Annotated in this window: 15 protein-coding genes; 10 read left to right on the top strand and 5 right to left on the bottom strand. The window is 55.9% G+C overall.

Translation table 11 applies throughout. From position 1 onward, the window contains the following. The first annotated feature begins 1 nt into the window (after position 1). From AC5SEO_RS23950 to AC5SEO_RS23905, 10 genes are all read left to right on the top strand, one after another. On the top strand, positions 2-460 hold the full coding sequence (locus tag AC5SEO_RS23950; RefSeq protein ID WP_025590908.1) for an LbetaH domain-containing protein: 459 nt from the start codon (positions 2-4) through the stop codon (positions 458-460). After that, positions 460-1,470, top strand: a complete 1,011-nt coding sequence (locus AC5SEO_RS23945; protein ID WP_025590910.1) for a glycosyltransferase family 4 protein — start codon at positions 460-462, stop codon at positions 1,468-1,470. Before AC5SEO_RS23950 ends, AC5SEO_RS23945 begins: the two co-directional genes overlap by 1 nt. 66 nt (positions 1,471-1,536) lie before the next feature. Next, positions 1,537-2,535, top strand: coding sequence for a phosphoribosyltransferase family protein (locus AC5SEO_RS23940; protein ID WP_025590912.1), 999 nt, complete (start codon positions 1,537-1,539; stop codon positions 2,533-2,535). 5 nt (positions 2,536-2,540) lie between these two features. Beyond that, on the top strand, positions 2,541-3,704 hold the full coding sequence (locus AC5SEO_RS23935) for a glycosyltransferase family 4 protein (RefSeq protein WP_111795647.1): 1,164 nt from the start codon (positions 2,541-2,543) through the stop codon (positions 3,702-3,704). 120 nt (positions 3,705-3,824) lie between these two features. After that, positions 3,825-5,042, top strand: a complete 1,218-nt coding sequence (locus AC5SEO_RS23930) for a glycosyltransferase (RefSeq protein ID WP_323687014.1) — start codon at positions 3,825-3,827, stop codon at positions 5,040-5,042. A 38-nt stretch (positions 5,043-5,080) separates the two neighbouring features. Beyond that, positions 5,081-6,403 carry a right-handed parallel beta-helix repeat-containing protein gene (locus AC5SEO_RS23925; RefSeq protein WP_025590918.1) on the top strand — a complete coding sequence of 441 codons (1,323 nt, stop codon included), beginning with the start codon at positions 5,081-5,083 and terminating at the stop codon, positions 6,401-6,403. Positions 6,404-6,462: 59 nt separating this feature from the next. Then, the gene (locus AC5SEO_RS23920; RefSeq protein ID WP_152530014.1) at positions 6,463-7,758 is read left to right on the top strand and encodes a hypothetical protein; all 1,296 of its coding nucleotides are present in this window, start codon (positions 6,463-6,465) and stop codon (positions 7,756-7,758) included. A gap of 562 nt (positions 7,759-8,320) precedes the next feature. Then, the gene (locus AC5SEO_RS23915) at positions 8,321-9,448 is read left to right on the top strand and encodes an EAL domain-containing protein (protein WP_025590921.1); all 1,128 of its coding nucleotides are present in this window, start codon (positions 8,321-8,323) and stop codon (positions 9,446-9,448) included. Further along, the gene (locus tag AC5SEO_RS23910; RefSeq protein ID WP_025590924.1) at positions 9,445-9,918 is read left to right on the top strand and encodes a hypothetical protein; all 474 of its coding nucleotides are present in this window, start codon (positions 9,445-9,447) and stop codon (positions 9,916-9,918) included. Before AC5SEO_RS23915 ends, AC5SEO_RS23910 begins: the two co-directional genes overlap by 4 nt. 928 nt (positions 9,919-10,846) lie before the next feature. Further along, positions 10,847-11,188 (top strand): Ros/MucR family transcriptional regulator, encoded by a 342-nt coding sequence (locus tag AC5SEO_RS23905; protein WP_323687084.1) that lies wholly within the window; start codon positions 10,847-10,849, stop codon positions 11,186-11,188. A gap of 249 nt (positions 11,189-11,437) precedes the next feature. Here the strand turns inward: AC5SEO_RS23905 and AC5SEO_RS23900 are convergent, their stop codons facing one another. The 5 genes from AC5SEO_RS23900 to AC5SEO_RS23880 all read right to left on the bottom strand — a co-directional run bounded on the left by AC5SEO_RS23900 (position 11,438) and on the right by AC5SEO_RS23880 (position 18,659). Continuing rightward, positions 11,438-13,021, bottom strand: a complete 1,584-nt coding sequence (locus AC5SEO_RS23900; RefSeq protein ID WP_162632426.1) for a carboxylesterase/lipase family protein — start codon at positions 13,019-13,021, stop codon at positions 11,438-11,440. A gap of 688 nt (positions 13,022-13,709) precedes the next feature. Further along, positions 13,710-14,768 carry an isocitrate/isopropylmalate dehydrogenase family protein gene (locus tag AC5SEO_RS23895; protein ID WP_111802855.1) on the bottom strand — a complete coding sequence of 353 codons (1,059 nt, stop codon included), beginning with the start codon at positions 14,766-14,768 and terminating at the stop codon, positions 13,710-13,712. A gap of 16 nt (positions 14,769-14,784) precedes the next feature. After that, on the bottom strand, positions 14,785-15,945 hold the full coding sequence (locus AC5SEO_RS23890) for a lactonase family protein (protein WP_111802856.1): 1,161 nt from the start codon (positions 15,943-15,945) through the stop codon (positions 14,785-14,787). Between the two features lie 49 nt (positions 15,946-15,994). Then, positions 15,995-17,590, bottom strand: coding sequence for a carboxylesterase/lipase family protein (locus tag AC5SEO_RS23885; RefSeq protein WP_495364094.1), 1,596 nt, complete (start codon positions 17,588-17,590; stop codon positions 15,995-15,997). Between the two features lie 169 nt (positions 17,591-17,759). Continuing rightward, positions 17,760-18,659, bottom strand: coding sequence for a GntR family transcriptional regulator (locus AC5SEO_RS23880; RefSeq protein WP_162632766.1), 900 nt, complete (start codon positions 18,657-18,659; stop codon positions 17,760-17,762). Positions 18,660-18,770: the final 111 nt, after the last annotated feature.

The raw sequence follows: 18,770 nt of genomic DNA, 5'->3' as shown, positions 1-18,770 counted from the left end.
TATGCTTCTCACAGAACCGGCTCGTCTCTGGCTCCTGTCCACCCGGTACCATCGCGAAGGTAAACGCCGAAAGGCACGGCTGATTAAAGCCTATCTTTTCCTTTTTTTTCGTGCCGCTCTCCCACCGGAAGCAGTTCTTGCGGGGCTTCCATCTCTCGGTCATTTTGCGATGAATATCGTTGTTCATCCCAACGTATCCCTGGGGCGCGATGTGAGGCTGTGGCATTGCGTCACCCTGTCGGTCAGCGATGCTCCCGGGACCAAATCACGATTGACCATCGGCGACAGAGTAGAGATCGGCACGGGTGCTGTCATCATCGCCCCCCTGCGCAGCAGCATGTCCATTTGCAACGATGTCAGGATTGGGGCGAACTCGGTTGTGACCCGTTCGATTACACAGCCTGGCACCTATGCCGGCGCCCCCGCGGTGCGCGTCGTACCACGCGAAAAGGTTGAATAATGCGTATCCTCTTCGTCACGCTTGAGGTCTTCGGCGGCGCGAAAAAAGGCGGCGGTGAACGCTATGTAACGGAACTGGCCCGTGCCGCGCGAAACCGGGGGCTGACTGTCGATGTCGTTGTTGTGCGGTCCTTGCGCGAATTTGCAGAACTTGGCGATCTCGATGAGCCGGCGCATGCCATTTCTCTACGCCGTTTTTTCGACTTGGCGTATCGATGTGACATTGTCCATGTTCACCAGCTCAACACGCCTGGTTTTGACTATGCAGCGCTGATGGCCAAGTTGCTGCGCAAACCACTGGTCTTGACCGACCATGGCGGAGGCGCGCTCGCCCCTGGCCGGGCTCTGGGACGCTTGCGGCTGCGTCTCATCGATGCCGCAGGCTATGTGAGCGCCTGGAGCAGGCAGGACCTGGATCCAACGGGTATTATCAAACAGAATGTGATCATTATGGGAGGTGGCGATCATTTGCCAGACGCAGATCCACTTGAGCAGTGCTATGACTTTGGCTTCATTGGCCGCTTGGTGCCTCACAAGGGCGCCCATATCGCGGTTGAGGCTCTACCCGTAGGACGTCGTTTGGTTTTGGCGGGGCAACCTAGAGACCAAGCCTATTTCGCTTCTCTGAAACAACTGGCGCGCAACAAGGATGTCACCTTCGTTTCGGACGCGACTGATGAAGTTGTCGCCAGTCTCCATAAGTCCATAGGGTTTCTTCTCGTCCCCTCCGTCGAGCATTATCAGCGCCGTGATTTTTCCCGCCCTGAACTTTTGGGTCTTGTCGCGCTAGAGGCGCTGGCGGCCGGGACGCCTGTCATCGGCTCGGATGTCGGTGGGCTTGGGGAACTTCTCAAAATGGCAGGCCAAATCACTGTTCAGCCGGGCGATGTTCCTAAATGGCATCAGGCCCTTTCAAAGGCAGCGGGCAGTCGTTTTCCATCTGTGACCAGTTCCGCCTTCACATGGGATGCCGTCGCGGGGAAATGCATCGAACTCTATAGATCTCTTTAGATCTCTTTAGATCGAATTTTGTACTGCGCATCGTTGATCGTGTGTGCTTAGCTGAGGGGCAATTGCGTGCAACTGAAGACCTATAACGATTTACAGAAGGATATTGTCGGGAATTTATGGAAGATCCCGAATGATGTTGATTTAATTGTCGGTATTCCTCGCAGTGGCATTCTGGCAGCGAGTTTCATTGCGCTTTCGCTGAACCTGCCTCTCGTCGATCTCGATGGATTTTGTGCGGGCCGCGTGTTTGAAACAGGGACGACACGGCGGCGGGGAAATGCGTCGAAGCACTATCGTCGTGCTCTCATTGTCGACGATAGTAGCCGCACTGGAGAAGCGTTGGCCAAGGCGGTTGAAAAGCTGGACACCGCAAGCGTCGACTTGCCGCCCATCACCACCTGTGTGGTTTACGGAACATCGTCTATTCGGGGCCGTGTCGATGTGGTGATGGAAATCATTGATAAGGCGCGGATTTTTGAGTGGAATGTGTTGCATCATCCGGGAATTTTGAAAGACGCATGCCTCGATATTGATGGCGTTCTTTGCCACGATCCCAGTTACGCAGAAAATGATGACGGACCGGCTTACCTCGATTTTCTACAGCAAGCCCGCCCGCTTTACCTGCCGAGCCATCCGATCAAGGCGCTCGTGACCAGCCGTTTGGAGAAATACCGTCCGGAAACGGAGGAATGGTTGCGGCGCCACGGCGTTGTGTACGAGCAATTGATCATGCTCGATCTTCCAAGCGCCGCAGAGCGACGCCAGGCGGGCGTGCATGGATCGCACAAGGCGGCCTATTATCGGACGAGTTCGGCAAGGCTGTTCGTCGAGAGCGAACTGCATCAAGCCAATGAAATTGCGAGAATGAGCGGCAAACCTGTTCTATCCATTGAAGGGCCGAGGCTATGTCTGCCAAACGGCTTTTCTCCTCAGGCCCTGAAGCAACGGATCACCAATGTGCGTCTTTTGGCGCGGTGGTTGCGTGGCTGTATTGGCGACAAATGGGTTGATCGTCTTCGCGTTGTTTATATGCGGCTGTCGCGCGCTAAATCCAAAAAGCTGTAATCCCGATGAAACTTTTATTTGTGTCGAGATCGACACCATTTCATCGACTTGGCGGCATGGAAATACTCTCCTGGGCTCTTGCCAAGGCCATCGTTCTACGCGGGCATCAAGTTGAATTTCTGACCACCGGCATAACGGGCTTTCTTCCGGGCGCATCTGTTGATGGTATTACCGTCCATGCACTGGATTGCGCAGCAGGGCGCTATTCAAAAGCCTGGTGGAGCAAGTCACGTTCTGTCTTTCTGGACCAATATGCCGACAACGTCGATCTGGTGATGGGCGTTGGGGGAGGCGCGCATGGCGTTCTGGATGCCAAAATAAGAGGAAAATGTCGGACGCCGGTCATCTTGCAGTCGCATGGCACGCCTTGGGGGGAAATTGTCTCGAAGCTGGCCGTCCGGTCGCCCATTTCCTGGGCGGGGGCAGCCCGGAACATTCCCTATCTGGTGCGAGACTGGCGGCTTGGACACTATTCCGGGATCGTCTCCATCGGTCCCGCCGTCGATGAGGCACTCCGGCGCAAACCCATGTCGAAGCTTGTGCACCACACGCCCGTCACCATGATTGAGAATGGTGTGAACGAAGGGGAGTTGAGATTTGACCCGGCAGCTCGCAGCCGCCTTCGGCAGAGATTGGGCATAGGTCCGTCCACGGCGATCGTTGTTTCCCTAAGCCGCGTGATCTTGCAAAAGGGGGTTCGTGAGTCACTGGTTGGCTTTGCGCGCCTTGTGTCGAAACGCCCGGATGTTGCCTATCTGATCGCGGGGGAGGGCGATGCGGAACCTATGCTCCGAGCCTTGGCAAAAGACTTGAATATTGCCGACAAGGTGCATTTCCTTGGGCCGGTCTCTCGTGCCGATGTTCCAATGGTTTTAAGCGCCGCAGACGTTTTCCTGTTCACGTCGCTGAGACAGGAAGGTCTGGCGATTGCACCGCTTGAGGCGGCGGCGTCCGGGTTGCCCGCCGTTCTGTCCAGCCACCTGAGGCTTCCGGAACTCGTGGCCAGATATGCGCCACCAACAGAACCAGACGCCGTGGCTGATGCGCTCCAAGCCACATTGGATAGTGCGCCACCTCGCAACACAACTCTTTTGCCCAAGCGTTATTCTCTTGAGCACGCGACCACCCGATACCTTCAGCTTTTTGAAGAGACCATTTCACGCCGCTGACATCCGTCTCGCGCGCATAGACAGGTTGCTCCTCCCACTCCTTATCACCGTCCGCGCACCTGCTGCGACACGTCGCTGACGGCTGCCCAAACACCATAACATCACGACACCCGTCGATCTTTGAACCTTGATCTCACGCTGGTCACACCAATGGCGCGAGCGGGCGCGGCCATGCGCACGTGCCGCCATGATTTTCCCACCTGCCCAACTTTCCCCGAGCCACCCCCATTGATGAAGGTTAAAATCGTGCGACATCTCGACGTAGTATTGGCCCATGACTATCTCACCCAGCGTGGCGGAGCGGAACGGGTCACCGTGGAACTCGCGCGGGCGCTCAACCCGCGTTATTTGATAACCGCGATTTACTCCCCGGAAGATGCATTCCCGGAAATGAACCGGATTTCGATACGATCGACTGCGTTGAGCAGAGTGAAGTTGTTCCGCCGAGATTCTCGTCTGGCGCTGCCATTGCTGGCTTCTACATGGAATTTTATCAGGCCCGTGCGCGCGGATGCCGTGGTGTGCAGTTCATCTGGTTGGGCGCACGCGCTGCGGACTGCGGGGGCAACCCGAAAGATCGTCTATTGTCACAACCCGGCACGATGGCTTTATCAGGCGGATGATTATCTGCTGGATCGCCCATGGCCAGTGCGGGTGGCGTTGGGCCTCTTGCGAGCGGGTCTGTTGAAATGGGATCGCAAGGCGGCGGCCTCCGCGGATGTCTATATCGCGAATTCCACCTCGGTTGCAGAGCGCATTCGGCAAGTTTACGGCCGCGAAGCCCGCGTGGTTTTCCCGCCGGTTTCGGTTGATCCAACCTTGCCGGCAGAGCCAGTTCCGACGCTCGCGGGTAAAACCTTCTTCCTCATGGTGGGACGGTCACGTGGATACAAGGGAGCGCAGCCGTTGGTGGAGGCGTTCAGGGGTATGCCCGAGCATGTGCTTGCCGTTGCCGGTGGCGGCAAGATTCTGGATGCGCCTGCCAATGTTGTGTCGACCGGTTACGTCAGCGAGGCGAAGTTGCGTTGGCTCTATGCCAATGCGCGGGCATTGATCTCGGTGTCACGAGAAGACTTTGGATTGACGCCAATTGAAGCGAACGCGTTCGGCACGCCGGTTCTGCTCTTACGGGCAGGTGGATTTCTCGATTCGACGGATGAAGGCACGAGCGGTCTTTTCATCGACGACGCGACACCAGAGGCGATCCGTAGTGCTGTGCGTGCTTTCCCGGACACATGGGATACCGACGCCATCAAGCGTCATGCGGAGAAATTCAGCCCTCATCGGTTTCACGAGGCCATCCGTCGCATCGTTGCGGAAACATGCAACGCCGGGTGAAATGCTCGCGGCTCCAGGTACGGACTGAAGGAGGAACTATGCGCCGAAGACGTCTGCTGAAAGCCTCACTACTGTTCGCCACAGGCTGTGCCGCGTGGCCGGTCAGCGATGTTCACGCCGCCATCGAAAGAGAAATCTATGACGTTAGCGATTTCGGCGCAAAGGGTGATGGACGCAATGATGATACCGATGCGATCCGGACCGCAATGGCGCAGGCGGCGGCATCCAGAACACCTGCGACTGTCCATTTCCCCAAAGGCCGATATATCTTCAGCACCCTGGAAGAGCAGTTTGACGACATCGAGTTCAGCGGCGATGGGGCGGTCCTTGTATCGACATTGCCAGTCGGCACTCCTCAGCCGGCAATCTGGTTGCACGCCAGGAAGCTTTGGATCCACGATCTATCGCTTGATTATACCGATGCGATTGATGTGCGCCGACCCGGCGTCGTCGAGAGCCGCAAGCCCAACGCCTACGGTTTGCGCCTTGGCGGCGCGCGTGACCCGCATTTGTGGAATGCAGAGCTGGTCCGGGTCGAACGCGTTCAGGTCACCAATGCGCGGGGCGGCGGAATCCAAGTCTCCCATGCCAGTAACGTTACGGTTCGCGGCTGCCGCATACGCCAGGTTTTGGGCAACGGATTGGGTTTTGACGGTTGCGTGGCCAATGTTCTTGCCGAAGACAATGACATTGCCCTGACGGGTGACGATTTGCTGGTGATTGTCACGGACTTCCGTGTTCCCAACGGCACGCGAAACGTGATCTTTCGCCGTAACACTGTGGCGAAAGGCTACGCCAAGGGCATTGCGTCCAGCGGAGTTGACGGCATGGTCATCGAGGAAAACACCGTGAGTGACACGTTCGCGGGCGGAATTGTGGTGTTTTCCGATAGCTATTATCGGCTGGGTCGATCGATAGACGTGACTGTCAATGGCAACACCGTTAAGGCGGCAGGCCGCTTCTTTGGCGAAGGACAGTTTCGTAGAGAGGCATCACCCGTTGGCAACTCGATTTATGTTGCCGGTGGATCGGCAAACGTGGCCATTCGCGGCAACACGCTCATCGGATCTGTGCGCGACGGCATCGTCGTGACGACAATTAAAGGCCTGTCGATCGTCAAAAACAATGTGCTCGACCATCCGGGAGTGGGCATACTGGTTGGTGATCCAAGCGATATAGACACGAAGCGGGTCAGTCATTTTCAAATCGCATTCAATTCCGTCCGGGACAATCGTGATGGCATCATCGTCGGATCGGCAACAGACGGCACAATCACGGACAACGTGATCACGCTGGCTCCCCCGGGTAGGGGGCAAGCACTTGTTGTGGCTAACAGCAGCGCAGTCATCGTCCAGAAGTGAACGATTGGCACATGATTGCCGTGGAATGCATCTTCCACAGCTGCTCATAAAGGTGAAATTTGGATACGTTGAACCAAATTCTATTCATCGGGATCTGCTTTTTTATCCTGTTGCGCTTCTACTGGCTGGCCTTGCGGAACACGCCATGGAAAGGCTTGCTGTCTGCGCTGGCATGTATTTTATATATATTTTGCTTGTATGGCTCGGCCTTGATGCAAGTAGCAGGTCTCAGCAGCACGAAGCTTCTGGGGCCCCATATTTTGCCGCCTGCCCAGGCCTATGAGCTGGGTGGACTGGCAGGCAAATGGGCGATCGAATTATGTGTGATTTTGCTGGGTGAGGTTATGGCGGGGTTTCTCGTGCCACAGCGTAACCCCCTTATTTCTCAACGCTCCATTTCCAGAGCGTCTGGCGAATTCAATTTTGTTATGCGCAACGCCGCCCTTGCGTTGATCGTAGTCGGTTCCATTTCAACACTGGCGTTTCATTCCGACCTGTCCAGCCGTGCGGATGGAGGGCAGGGGGTGGTGACCATTCTCAAGACCTGCCTGGCGGTGGGGTTGTGCGTGTTTGCCTTCCATAACTTCTTCAATCAGAGGATTTATTATCTGGTCAGTGCTTGCGGGATGATCCTGCTGGTCACGGGGGCGGTCAGAAGTCCGGTTCTCTCCGTGGCCCTGGCGTTTTTCGCGGGCAAGATTGCGCGCGGAGAAGTCACTGCGGCGATGCTGATGCGATACGCCGTGTACGGGCTTGTGCTTGCGGTTGTAGGCGGGGCCATGTCGAACTTCCGGGGCGACGTTGTTTCAGGAAGGGGGGCTGATCTTTATACCGCGTTTGCGGAGTCGATCGAAAACCCTTTTACCGCCGTATATGGGGGAGGTATCGATACGCTTGATGGCTATCGCCTGGCACAATTCGTCCAGCCTAACGAACCGGCTCGTCCTGCGAATATTCTTGTGGCCATCACGACTTTTGTCCCTCGCGCTCTCTGGCCCGACAAGCCAAAGGATCTGAGCCTCGACATCACCAACCGGTATCTACGGTGGGACCAAGGGGGTATTTTCCTGTCTATGGTCGGTTACCTCTCTATCGCATTCGGCGGTTACATTCAGGCACTGCTTGCACTTTTCATATTGATGACCGGATTGTGCGGACTATACCGAAAGGTGTTTGCAACCTTTTACGGATTTATAGTTCTGCTGATGACCTTCCGCCTATTCCTGGGCGGGTCTCCATTCGATATCTATTTCTGCCTAGTATACCTGCTCATTTACACTCTCGCTCAAATCCCCTTCAAGCTGATTTGGGTTGGTTATTCTCGGAAAACGTACTCAGATGGTTGGCCTGTATAACGTTATGGCGCTCCGTCTCTTAACCAAACCGTTAAGGACAGCGCGAGGTTAAGGAGGTCGATAGGCACGCAGGTGATCTCGGCCATTCCACCGGTTCGCGTGCCGATCGAGCGAAGATGCTCAAGGGTGAGCCAACAGCTTGATCACCTCCAGGGAAGTGCCTTCTTCCGCTATTCATAAAGGCGCTGGAAAGTTTTGCCGCCATTGCTCCGGCCGAAGCACGAGCCGGTACGATATGCGCCACTGCGCCTTCTGAACATGATCGGTGTACGCCGCGACGATCTCAGGGGCGGAGCCTACGAGACGTCGTCAGCGCGTGAATGCCCATACGCCTCTTAACACCTGTAATGGGCAATTTCGGCTCCGACCCTCTGACTGGCCGAAAGCGACGCGGATGCCACCGTCTTACCCTTAAGACCGCCAGCAACACCAAAGAGGAGTTTCCCATGCGAGAGCCCATGCTGAATGAACTATCGTTGATCCGATCTGTCTGCATGCAGAGGAGCGGTGAAATTCGTGATCTTCTTTTCCGTGGTCAGATTTTCGCTCGGAGGCAGGTCGCATGAGACGACTTCCACGATCCTTTGATGTGGTCATCGATAATCTCTCTCACGTCGCGGCCGCATATTCTGATGGCGTAGCCGCGCGGGTACAGCACGAAATCTGGAGACGCCTCTCCAACATTTTTAAAACGGAGGACTGGGAGGTATCCGAGAGCCCTTCGGGTGTAAAAATTTCTTCTCGTGCCAGCGACGCGATAGCATATCCCCGGGCAGAACTTGTGGAGGCAGCGCTTGTCGCAGCCGCGCGACGCCCGGTTACGATCAAGACTCAACAGATCGTACCGAGTTTGAGCGCTCATTTTGGAGAGACCGAGAAGATCGCTCCGCTTGTCGAACTCGACCCTGGACAATACCGGATGGATATGTGTGCCGCAGCGCTCGCCTATGATGCGTTGAATGTCGGTGAGATGCGTTTTGCCGAGCAGGCCGTTGTGGGTGGAGAACGCTACGACCGACCGCTTTACCACGAGTGCCTTGCCCGACTGTTGGATCCAGACGGTGCCGTCGTTCTTCCCGGAACCTATATCGCCGCCCTGGAACGCCTCGGATTGATGCGGGTCTTTGACTGGCACGTCGTTCGGGAGATCTTCCGTCAGCTCGAGTATCGGCACGACGTCGTTATGGGCTGCAATGTTTCGGCGCTCTCTGCTGTGGATGACATTTGGTGGACATCCGCTTTTGCACAGTTGCGCCGACGACCCGATATTGCCAAACGGCTTGTGATTGAAATCACTGAAACTGCAATACTGCCAAGCGTAACCGATGCCATGGCCTTTATTTCGGCCGTCCAGGGGGTCGGCGCACGTGTCGCTATCGATGATTTCGGCGTGGGCCACTGTTGCCCCAATTTTGCCTGCGAAGCCAACGCTGACATCGTTAAAATTGATGGGTCACATGTGCGCAACCGGCTTTCCAACGAGGGGCAGCTTAAGCTCCGGAATTTGGTAAGCCTCGTCGGCGAGTTCGCGCCGATCGTTGTGGTGGAGGGGATAGAAAGTGCTGATGACCTGCACGCTGCGAAGGCAGCCGGTGCGAAATATTTTCAAGGCTATTATTTTCAGGCTCCGACATTTCCCGACCGTTTGGTCAATCGATCTCAGACGATAGGATGGGAGAAAGTCCGTTGAACGGCGAAGAGAGAAAGCCGCTTGGCTGGATGTTGGTAAAGGGCAAGGTTCAAATACGTGCCGGAAAAACCTTGGCGAGTCTCTCGATGGACGGTGCGCAGGCAGGATGCGGGCGGACTAGCGCTCTACTTGCCCGGCTGGCCAGATTCCGGCCTCTCGATGACCGGCCGGAGCATGCCTGGGCACATGCTCATATCTGTGATCAGAAAATTCAACGAATTGTTAGCGATCCGTCGTTCGGCTTCAGCACGGACGATGTTCGTACCATTATGTCGAGCTACCAAGCGGGTTTGATCGCAGGGCTGGACGGTCTGAGCTTTTCCTTTGACGATCGGATGCACGCACCATTTAGCCGCGACGAACTTCGCGACGTCAGCGCGATGGGTTTTAGGCACGGAGATGCGATACGGCAATGGTGGGCTAGCTACACGGCGTTGGTAACGGCCTATTTCGATGGGAAGTGGGTATGAAGAAAACCTCCAAGACCGCTCAATCTGAAGACACTCTCCCGCTTTGATTCACATCAGCACGTTGAATATCGGGTCGATCGTTTTGCATTCGTTTTGATTTTGCGAAGTTGATGCCGGTTTTCTTACTATTGCTGGAAGTGCTCACGCAGTTATCGTCGTTGAGGACACCTTCGACGCTATAATAGAGGCTCCAGGCGATCGCTTCGCGGTGGCAAATCGCGCCAATGCAGTCTTCTCACCGTTAGACGTGACACTGTGTAACTTTATGTCGATAATGGTAATCGACTGCTGAAGCGTTTCGCGCGCACCTTAATGAAGGCAGCCGCCCTTGCCTTGCCCTGATCTGGGCAGCACTACAGAGCGCGACAATTGCTACTATGAGGGAACCCGCGAAGAATGAATAATGGCAGCTTCGCCCAACTGGACGCAGAGGGAATTGGTCTCCAACTTCTTCGTTGCCCCAAAAATTTGGTGGTAACATTGATGCCTGTGTCTATCCCGTCTTGATCAGGAAGGCCAACGTCTCCCGCCGCCGGCTGAGCCACGAGTTCAACTGAACTTGCTTCCTCCAGCCTCCGCTATCCCGTTCATGGATGACAGGGAACGTCGCCGTTTTTGACACCGACCGTTCATGGCGTCATAGCCCGCTTCTCCGGCAGTCTCTGTCTCGGCGCATCGTATAAGTGCGGGAACAACACGTGCTCGCTTCACGCAGAAGCTTCTGCAAAGGCCAGCCTGATCAATCGTGCTTACAGTTAATCCTAAAAAGCAAAATAAGGGTGAATATCAAGTGGTGAAGAAGCCAGCCGTGACTAAAAACCTGACAAAGCAGATAGAAACCGCGCTTCAACCATCAGGGTTGACGACGTGTCTTCCCTCAGTTGAAGCGACCGCGAAGATTGTAAGCGCGTGGGTGAAGAAGAACCACATACCGGCAGCGGCGCTACCCGGACTGATAACTATCGTGTCGAGCAGCCTTAGGAAGGCAGCTTCAGTCAGCCCCACAGACGTCATCGCATCCACTCGCTCGCCAGCTGTTCCACGCCATGAGTCGGTTACCGATGAATGGATTATCTGCTTGGAAGACGGGCTGAAATTCAAGTCCTTGAAAAGGCATCTGCGGGTCAAGTACGGGCTGGCTCCTCAGGAATATCGTTCAAAGTGGGGGCTACCGTCGTCTTACCCAATGGTGGCACCCGCTTATTCTCGCCGACGGTCTGCACTGGTCCGTCGGTTAGTATGGAAGGATAAAGCAGAAGGAAAAAAGTAAACAAGGGCCGGTTGATTGAGACGATCGGATGAAGTGCTTGGCCTCCGGCGACATACACATCTGTCATCGGTGATGTCGGAAAGACATAACATCAACTAGACGATCACTCGATCTATCCCTTGCGTGATATTTTCCTTCTGGCTGGACATCGTCAACAATTGCGGCGCTACGTGGTCAAAACCACCAGGAGCGACTTGGGGTTCCAAACTTTAAACTGGCCCCGCCCAGCATTTTGACGGGGCCCTTCTATCACTTCTTCACCATCTTCCGGAAGAAATCCATTTGGAGTTTGTTTGGCAGGTCTACGACGGTGGTCTTGTCGCCGATCTCCAGAACTTTCTCGGAAGTGTTATCGAAGGTCGGCCAGTCGGGAAGTCCTTTGCCATTTGGATTTCCTGTTTTCACGAAGTTGGCTACGTAGGCCTGCCAGAGATCCGAAAGGTCCCGATCACGCGCCGTGAATTCCCGATCAAGCACATCGAGCGTGCCGAAAACGTATGGGACTTGCGAGCCGTGGTATGCGCCGAGAAGCGAGGCCGGAGAGTTCTCCTGAAACGATTGTCCTTCCCAGAATGGGCTTAGTCGGGTCCAGTAATAGAGATAGGTCGGCGACTGTCCCTTTGCCTGGTTTGACGCCGCGTTCCAGGTGTTGAGACCAAAATTGGCATCGCGCGAGAATCCTACACGCGCCGCTGTCGCTGTCACATCGTCCTTGGCGCCGTAGAGCGTCCGCATCTCCGCGACGAGTTCCAGACCCACTTCTTTGGTCGCCTGTTTGACAAACTCGTCCTCGGTCCGGTTGTAGATGTTCTCGTAGAACTCATCTCTGCTCCATCCGACAAAATACGGAACCTGCGCCTGTTCGCCCGCCGCCCATACGTCGCCGACCGACTTCTTGAGGAAATATCCATCGACCACTGGACCCGCAAAGCGGGTTTTCGTATCGGACCAAAGTGAAAGCACTACTTCAGCGGGCATCGCCCTTAGGTCTTTGATCGACTGATCGCCGAGCATACGGGAGAACTTCCTCCCTTCATCTTCGGCAGCCTTGAGAGGTTTCGTCTGAGCAGCAGTCACGCCGCCGCTTTGAGCCAATCCCCCGTCGATTAACCCCTGTGCCAAGGGAGATGCCATGAGGTTGTTCACGCTGGTACTGCCCGCGGACTGACCGCCGATTGTCACTTTGCCGGGATCCCCTCCAAACGAGGAGATATTCTTCTCGACCCACTTCAATGCGGCAACCTGATCAAGGGCACCATAGTTGCCGGAACTGTGGTTCGGTGACTCCGCAGTCAGGTCGGGATGGGCAAAATAACCGAATATGTTCAGGCGATAATTTATCGATACGACGATTATACCCCGTTTCGCCAAGCGCTCGCCGTTGAACTCAGGTTTCGCCGCTGAGCCAGAAGTGAACGCGCCGCCGTGTATCCAGACGAAGACCGGAAGTTTTGACGATGAAGATGCATCTGCGGGCGCCCAGACATTAAGGTGGAGGCAATCCTCGCTCATCGGGAGGTTCTGATTGCCGTATACCTCTATACTGATGGTTCCCGGCGTTCGGAGCGTCTGCATGCACATCGCCGGCTGCTTGTCGGCCTTCCGCACTCCGCTCCAGGGAACAACTGGGCCTGGTTCCGCCCACCGCAACTCGCCGACTGGGGGCGCGGCGTACGGGATTCCCAGGTAGGCCTTTACTTCCGTGTTTTGAGCCCATTGGCCCTCGACCTTACCTCCTTCAATTTGAAGCGGATCACCTGTAACCCGAGCGAGTGCATTGGACGACGATGCCGCGAAGGCAGCGGCGAATATAACTGCGAGATATTTGTCCAAAATGTTCCTCCAACACTGAATAGACGATAGATAAAATGTTTTGTATTAATAGATATTACAATGATATTTTTCTCATCCTTGAAATAAATTTTCGTAGCAAATCGATTGAAATGCGATGCTTCTGTGCTTCAAAACCATTCAGGTATATCGAGGCGGAGAGAGCTTACCCGGCGGCCTGAAGCAAACCAGCCGCCCCGCCAAATGGGTTGTCTCGAAGAACATTGCCAGCGCCCCTATGTTGTTAAATAATTTGATTTATGACAATTAAAGAGCATCGGTGCTCGGGAGACTTCATGCTGTGGTTGTACGAACATTATCCAAATATTGATAAAGCTGCTGCGGTTCCGGCTTAACTCCTTGGCCGAAAGGCTCGCGCCAAACGCGCCGACTCGGGTAAGCACGCGCACCGCAGCAATCGCCTTCGCCCGTGAAGATGTTCATGTCGCATCACGTTCCCCCGACGGGGTCATAACTGAAACCTCAGAGTCGTTCCGCCTCGGCAGATCAGCCGCCCCCAGCGATTTGCCTATGCCGTCTTAATGAGCGCGCCCGAGAAGCAAAATCCAGATACCAATAACGGATATCCGTCCCTCGGTGTGAGATCGAAAGCGAGAATGCTCGACTACTGTGGGGTTGGCCCGTTCCATTCCATACTGAAGAACTGTTGCCACCGGAGGTAACGCCGGAGTCACGACAGCGTCTGACAAACGAGGTTGGTGAATTCGGTGGTAGAGCCTCGGCCACCTACGTCTGGTGTCCGCAGGTCGGGATCGAGCAAGGCCTTATCGACGGCGGCTTCGATCCCAGAAGCTGCTTGTTCGAGCTTGCTGTTTCCACCGTGGCGACCTCGCCACGCCAGGAGCATTGCTGCGGACAGGATAAGCGACGTAGGGTTCGCGACGCCCTTTCCAGCTACGTCCGGCGCTGAACCGTGCTGTGCTTGCGCGACGCAGACACCTTCGCCCATGTTGATCGCCCCGCCCAATCCGAGGCTGCCGCAGAGCTCGGACGCTTCGTCAGACAGTATGTCTCCGAACATGTTGGTGGTGACGATGACGTCGAACTGATCTGGCTTGCGGATCAGCATGGCCGCTGCCGCATCGACTATCAGTTCCTCCAGTTCAACGTCGGGGTAGTCTCTTGCGACCCTGCGGACTTCACGGAGGAACAGGCCATCGGACAGCTTGACTACGTTTGCCTTGTGAACGACTGTAACCTTGTTACGCCGACCACTGGCGATATCGAATGCGACCCTGGCTATGCGGGCAGAAGCGCGAGCCGTGACCTTCCGTATTGAAAGCGCCATGTCGGGATCGGGCATGAACTCTCCGTCACCGGCATGCATGTTGCGGTCGGAGTAAAAGCCTTCGGTGTTCTCCCGGACGATGACCAGATCCATCGGCTTGCGAAGATTGGTCAGTTCCGGACGGGACCGGCAGGGCCTAATATTTGCGAAGAGTTCGAGGCCGACGCGCAAAGCGCCGGATGGATTGACGCCGCCTTCCTGCTTGCTGGGATATTCGTAATGAGACACTGGCCCAAGCACCACGCCGTCGTGGTCGGGGATCGCCGAGAGCACCTCTGGCGGCAGCGTCGTGCCGCGAGACTTTAGTGCCGCGAGGCCGATTTCCATATCTGAGAACTCAAGCCCGAGGTCGAACCGGCGGTCGGCGGCTTTAAGCACCGACTTCGTTGCCGCCGCTATCTCCGGGCCGATACCGTCTCCGCTGAGAAAAAGGATTTTCATGACTGCTCTCAGACGATCAGGCGAATGCAATGGAGACCGGGCTACCGGTCGCAGCTGTTTCAGTAGGGTTCGTCATCATTCCTTCTGCCCTCAAGTCATATGCGACCACGGTATCGGTCAGTTCGTTTGCCACAAACAACGTTTTCCCTGTCGGAGAGAGACTCGCGAACCTGGGTCCTTTGCCAAGGGTCTGGTGCCATCTCGGGTCGGAGATCTTGCCGGAGGCGGCATCGATGTTGAACTGTACCACTGTGTTTTGACCGCGATTGGTTGCAAACAGCTGGCTGCCGTCGGTTGAAGCACCGATGGCAGCGGCGCGATTATCGCCCAGGAAGCTGGTAGGCACGCTCGGAACAATTTCGATCGGAGTGAGGGCACCGCTGGTGCTGTCGAATCCATAGGCAGTGATCGACGAATCCAGTTCGTTTACGACATGTACGATATCGCCTCGTGGGTTGAATACCGCGTGTCTTGGGCCGGCGCCCTGCCGGGTAGCAATCGATGTCACGATCTCAGGCTTTCCGCGCTCATCGACGGCGATGGTGAAGATGCGGTCGAGACCCTTGTCGGGCACCAGAAAAAAGCGGCCCGAACGATCCGCGACGATCTGGTGGGGATGGGACATCGTCTGCTCGGTTCGATGCGGACCCGATTCTCCAGGCAGGAAAATAGGGTCTCCTGCCTGGCTGAGAGTGCCGTCGGTCGAAATCGGTATCGTCACGATGGAGCCCGTCGCATAGTTTGCAACGAGCATCGTCTGGGAGCTCGGATGTATGACCAGATGAACCGGGTTCTTGCCTTGGGTCGATGCCGTCGCGATCTTTCGAAGCTTCCCGATGTCGGCGTCGATTGCGAAGGATGTAATCTCGGACTCGTCACGATGGACCGTGTAGAGGAAGCGGCGCTCGGCGTCGGTGATAAGGAAGGACGGGTTCGTCAGTCCATCGAGAAGTTGGATGTGCTCCCACTCACTTTCATTTTGACCGATACGATACACTTCTATGCCCTTGCCGCGGGCCTTCCGTTCCTTTGTCGTCCGCGAGCCAACATAGGCAAAGCGGGGCCGAAATGGTTTCAATGTCGACTCCTTGGCCGCAACAGCTATAGGCAAAACGGCTACTGCTGCAGCCGACATTCCGATGCCCTTAACAAAGGCTCTTCTGTTGATCACTTTCATTCTCTCCTCCCATGTTTGGTCTTCCCGACGGACAGCTGTTGCTCGACGCCTAGCCCCGGTCGGTGATCCAGGGCATGGACGTCCAGAAGTCGCATTGATGGTCCTTGGAGATCTCTTCGCTGGTCACGATTCCGCTCTTGCCTGCGGGCCGGAGCATCATTGCCTTTTGCTCCTTGCCGAACTGCGGCCAATCGGGGAGACCATCGACCCGCGGCGCCCCGCTGCGCACGAAGGCACCCCAGTAGCGGATCATATCGTCGGAGAGTTGGCGCTGCCCGGCATCGAACTTCCTCGATGCTTCGTCGATGCCGTCATGGCGCGGGAAAAGGTATGGGACTTCGGCGCCATGAGCAGCGCCGAATTTCCAACCTTCGACCTCATTGGTAACCGGAGCCCCCGGGTCATCGAACTGGTAATAATAGGTCGGGGCGATCCGGGAGAGCTTGATTGCCGCATCGCGCACCGTGCAGCCGCCAAGGCCGCGCATACCGCTGTCCGTGATAACATCGGTCACGACTTCGGCGATCGGGTGCTTTTTGTCGGTATGTAAATTCGCCGGATATTTTTCAAGAATGCGCTCGGCGCGGTCCGGGGCGCCAATTTGCTCGACCCTTTTCAGGTAGTCGGACTGGGTGAACTTGAAATAGCTCGGCCCAGCGTTGCGGCCTTCCTCTCGATTGGAGCCAATGATCGTCGGGATCTTCAAAAAGTTGCCAGACGCAATGCCATCCACACCGTATTCGGTCAGAAGACCTTTGGCGTCGACCTGAGGAAACCAGCGTCCTCCGGCGGCGATAATCTCGTCCACCGACTTTTTGCGCAGGCATGATGCCGCGTCTTCTGACGCTTTACAGCCCCTCTGCTCCGACCATTTTACGGCTTTAACTTCAGAGCCCTCGGCCGTCTCCATGTCATGGAAGCAGTCGTCGCTCTCGATGATTTGGCCGCGGTAGAGGCCCTGCACCCCAGCAGACGTTACCGCCATGGCGCAGATGTTGGTCGCGCCGGAGGATTCACCAAAGACGGTGACCTTCTTGGGATCCCCGCCAAATCCGGAGATCTTGTCCTTCACCCAGATAAGCGCCGCTTTGATGTCGGCTATGCCGTAGTCGCCCGCCAGCCCATCCTTCGCTTCCTTCTGAAGTGCAGGGTGGTTGAGGAAGCCCAGCGCCCCAAGGCGATGGTTTAAGGTCACGACGACTATGCCATTCCGCTCGGCCATCGTGCCGCCGTCGTGATTGCTGCCTGAGCCATTGGTATTGCCACGACCGTGAAGCCAGACAGCAACGGGAAGATTTTTCCCTGCACTATCCTTCGGACGATAGATGTTGAGGAACAGGCAATCCTCGCTCTGTGATAACGAGACGCGCTGGTCGGCGTTGAACTTTTGGGGACAGGCAGGCGGCAGGGTCTTGGCATCGCGAGCGCCTTGCCACGTTGCCATCTTCTCCGGCGCCTTCCAGCGCAGATCGCCGACAGGCGCTTTGGCGTATGGCACCCCCAGGAATTCCTCTCCTCGCTCTGTTACTAATCCGACAAACGTCCCCTCTGCGGTCTGTGCGATCGGCTCATCTGCGGCCGCACAAATGGCGAACTGCGACACCAGCATCACAAAAGTGGTAGCGTTCAATAACGTCGATTTCACGTACATCCTCCCCGATGATCGCAAAGACTCTCAACCTAAGGATTATCATTTATATACAGATAAGACAATCCAAAGGTTATTTGGGCGCCGGCGTTCAAATGAGAATTCACAGGTCGGGCATGGGAGAGGGCCGATTTCCGGCTGAGGATGCACCACTGAGGCGGTGCCTCTACTCAATCGCGGACTCGAAAATCGCGCTACGCGCTTTCCTGTTCTTGGCGTTGCCGAGGTGGTGAGCGAGGATTTGCGAGGCTTCAAAGCGAAGCCCTTTTTCGAGCGTGTCCAGAATATCAAGATGTTCGTTATTCTGGCCACGCACCTGTTCGCGATTCAGCGTTTGCCGATACTCAACCAGCCTTCGTAGCTGGTTCTGTCGCTCTATCGTCCCGAGCAGGAAGCGGTTTCCGGACATCTGCGCGAGGCCTTCGTGAAACTGCGCATTGGTCTCGAAAAGCTCAATTTGACTAAGAGATTTCCAGCCCCCGTCGCGTACCATCACTTGCTGCTGGCGTAATCTGCTGAGGATGGTTTCATCCAGCTTGAACGAGTCGTTGATGAGCCCGGCTGGCTCCAGCATTTGCCGCAATTCATATGATTCGCGGTAGGCTTCGACGGAGTCGATCAATTGCACGAACGACCAGCCACGGCCCTCCCGCCGCTCGATCCAGCCTTCAGTGGCGATACGTGTCAAGATACGCCTCAGGCGAGGGCGCGAGATGTCGTAGCGGCGCATTAGATCTGGCTCCGACACCGTACGCGCAATATTACCCATAAGACGGTCATCAGCGATCGACAGGTAAAGCGCTTCATCGTCGCTGGACGCGTCCTGCTCGGCCGCCGGTAAAGTCGGCTCGGCGATGACATTACCGAGGAAAAAGCCGCGGTTTGGCATTTGCTGAACGTAGCCATCTGCAATCAACAAAGCCAGCGCTGCACGGATAGGGCCGCGCGATGTGCCTAACACGTCAGACAGCGACGCCTCGGTAAGGTGGTGACCGGCCTGGAGCCCGCTCGTCCTGACATATCGAAGTATTTTGGCGGCGAGCGCCCTGTGCAGCTGATTGGCCATGTTCATTCCTGTTGCCTGTCTTTCATTACAATAACCCAGGATGTTCGCACCAGATACTTGCAAGCCGCTCCAAATTGTCTTAAGTCATTAGTTACAACAATGATCGCAAGG

Source organism: Agrobacterium sp. K11, from assembly GCF_059429395.1.
Note: the sequence above shows the minus strand (reverse complement) of the source record. Positions and strands in the feature narration are given on the sequence as shown.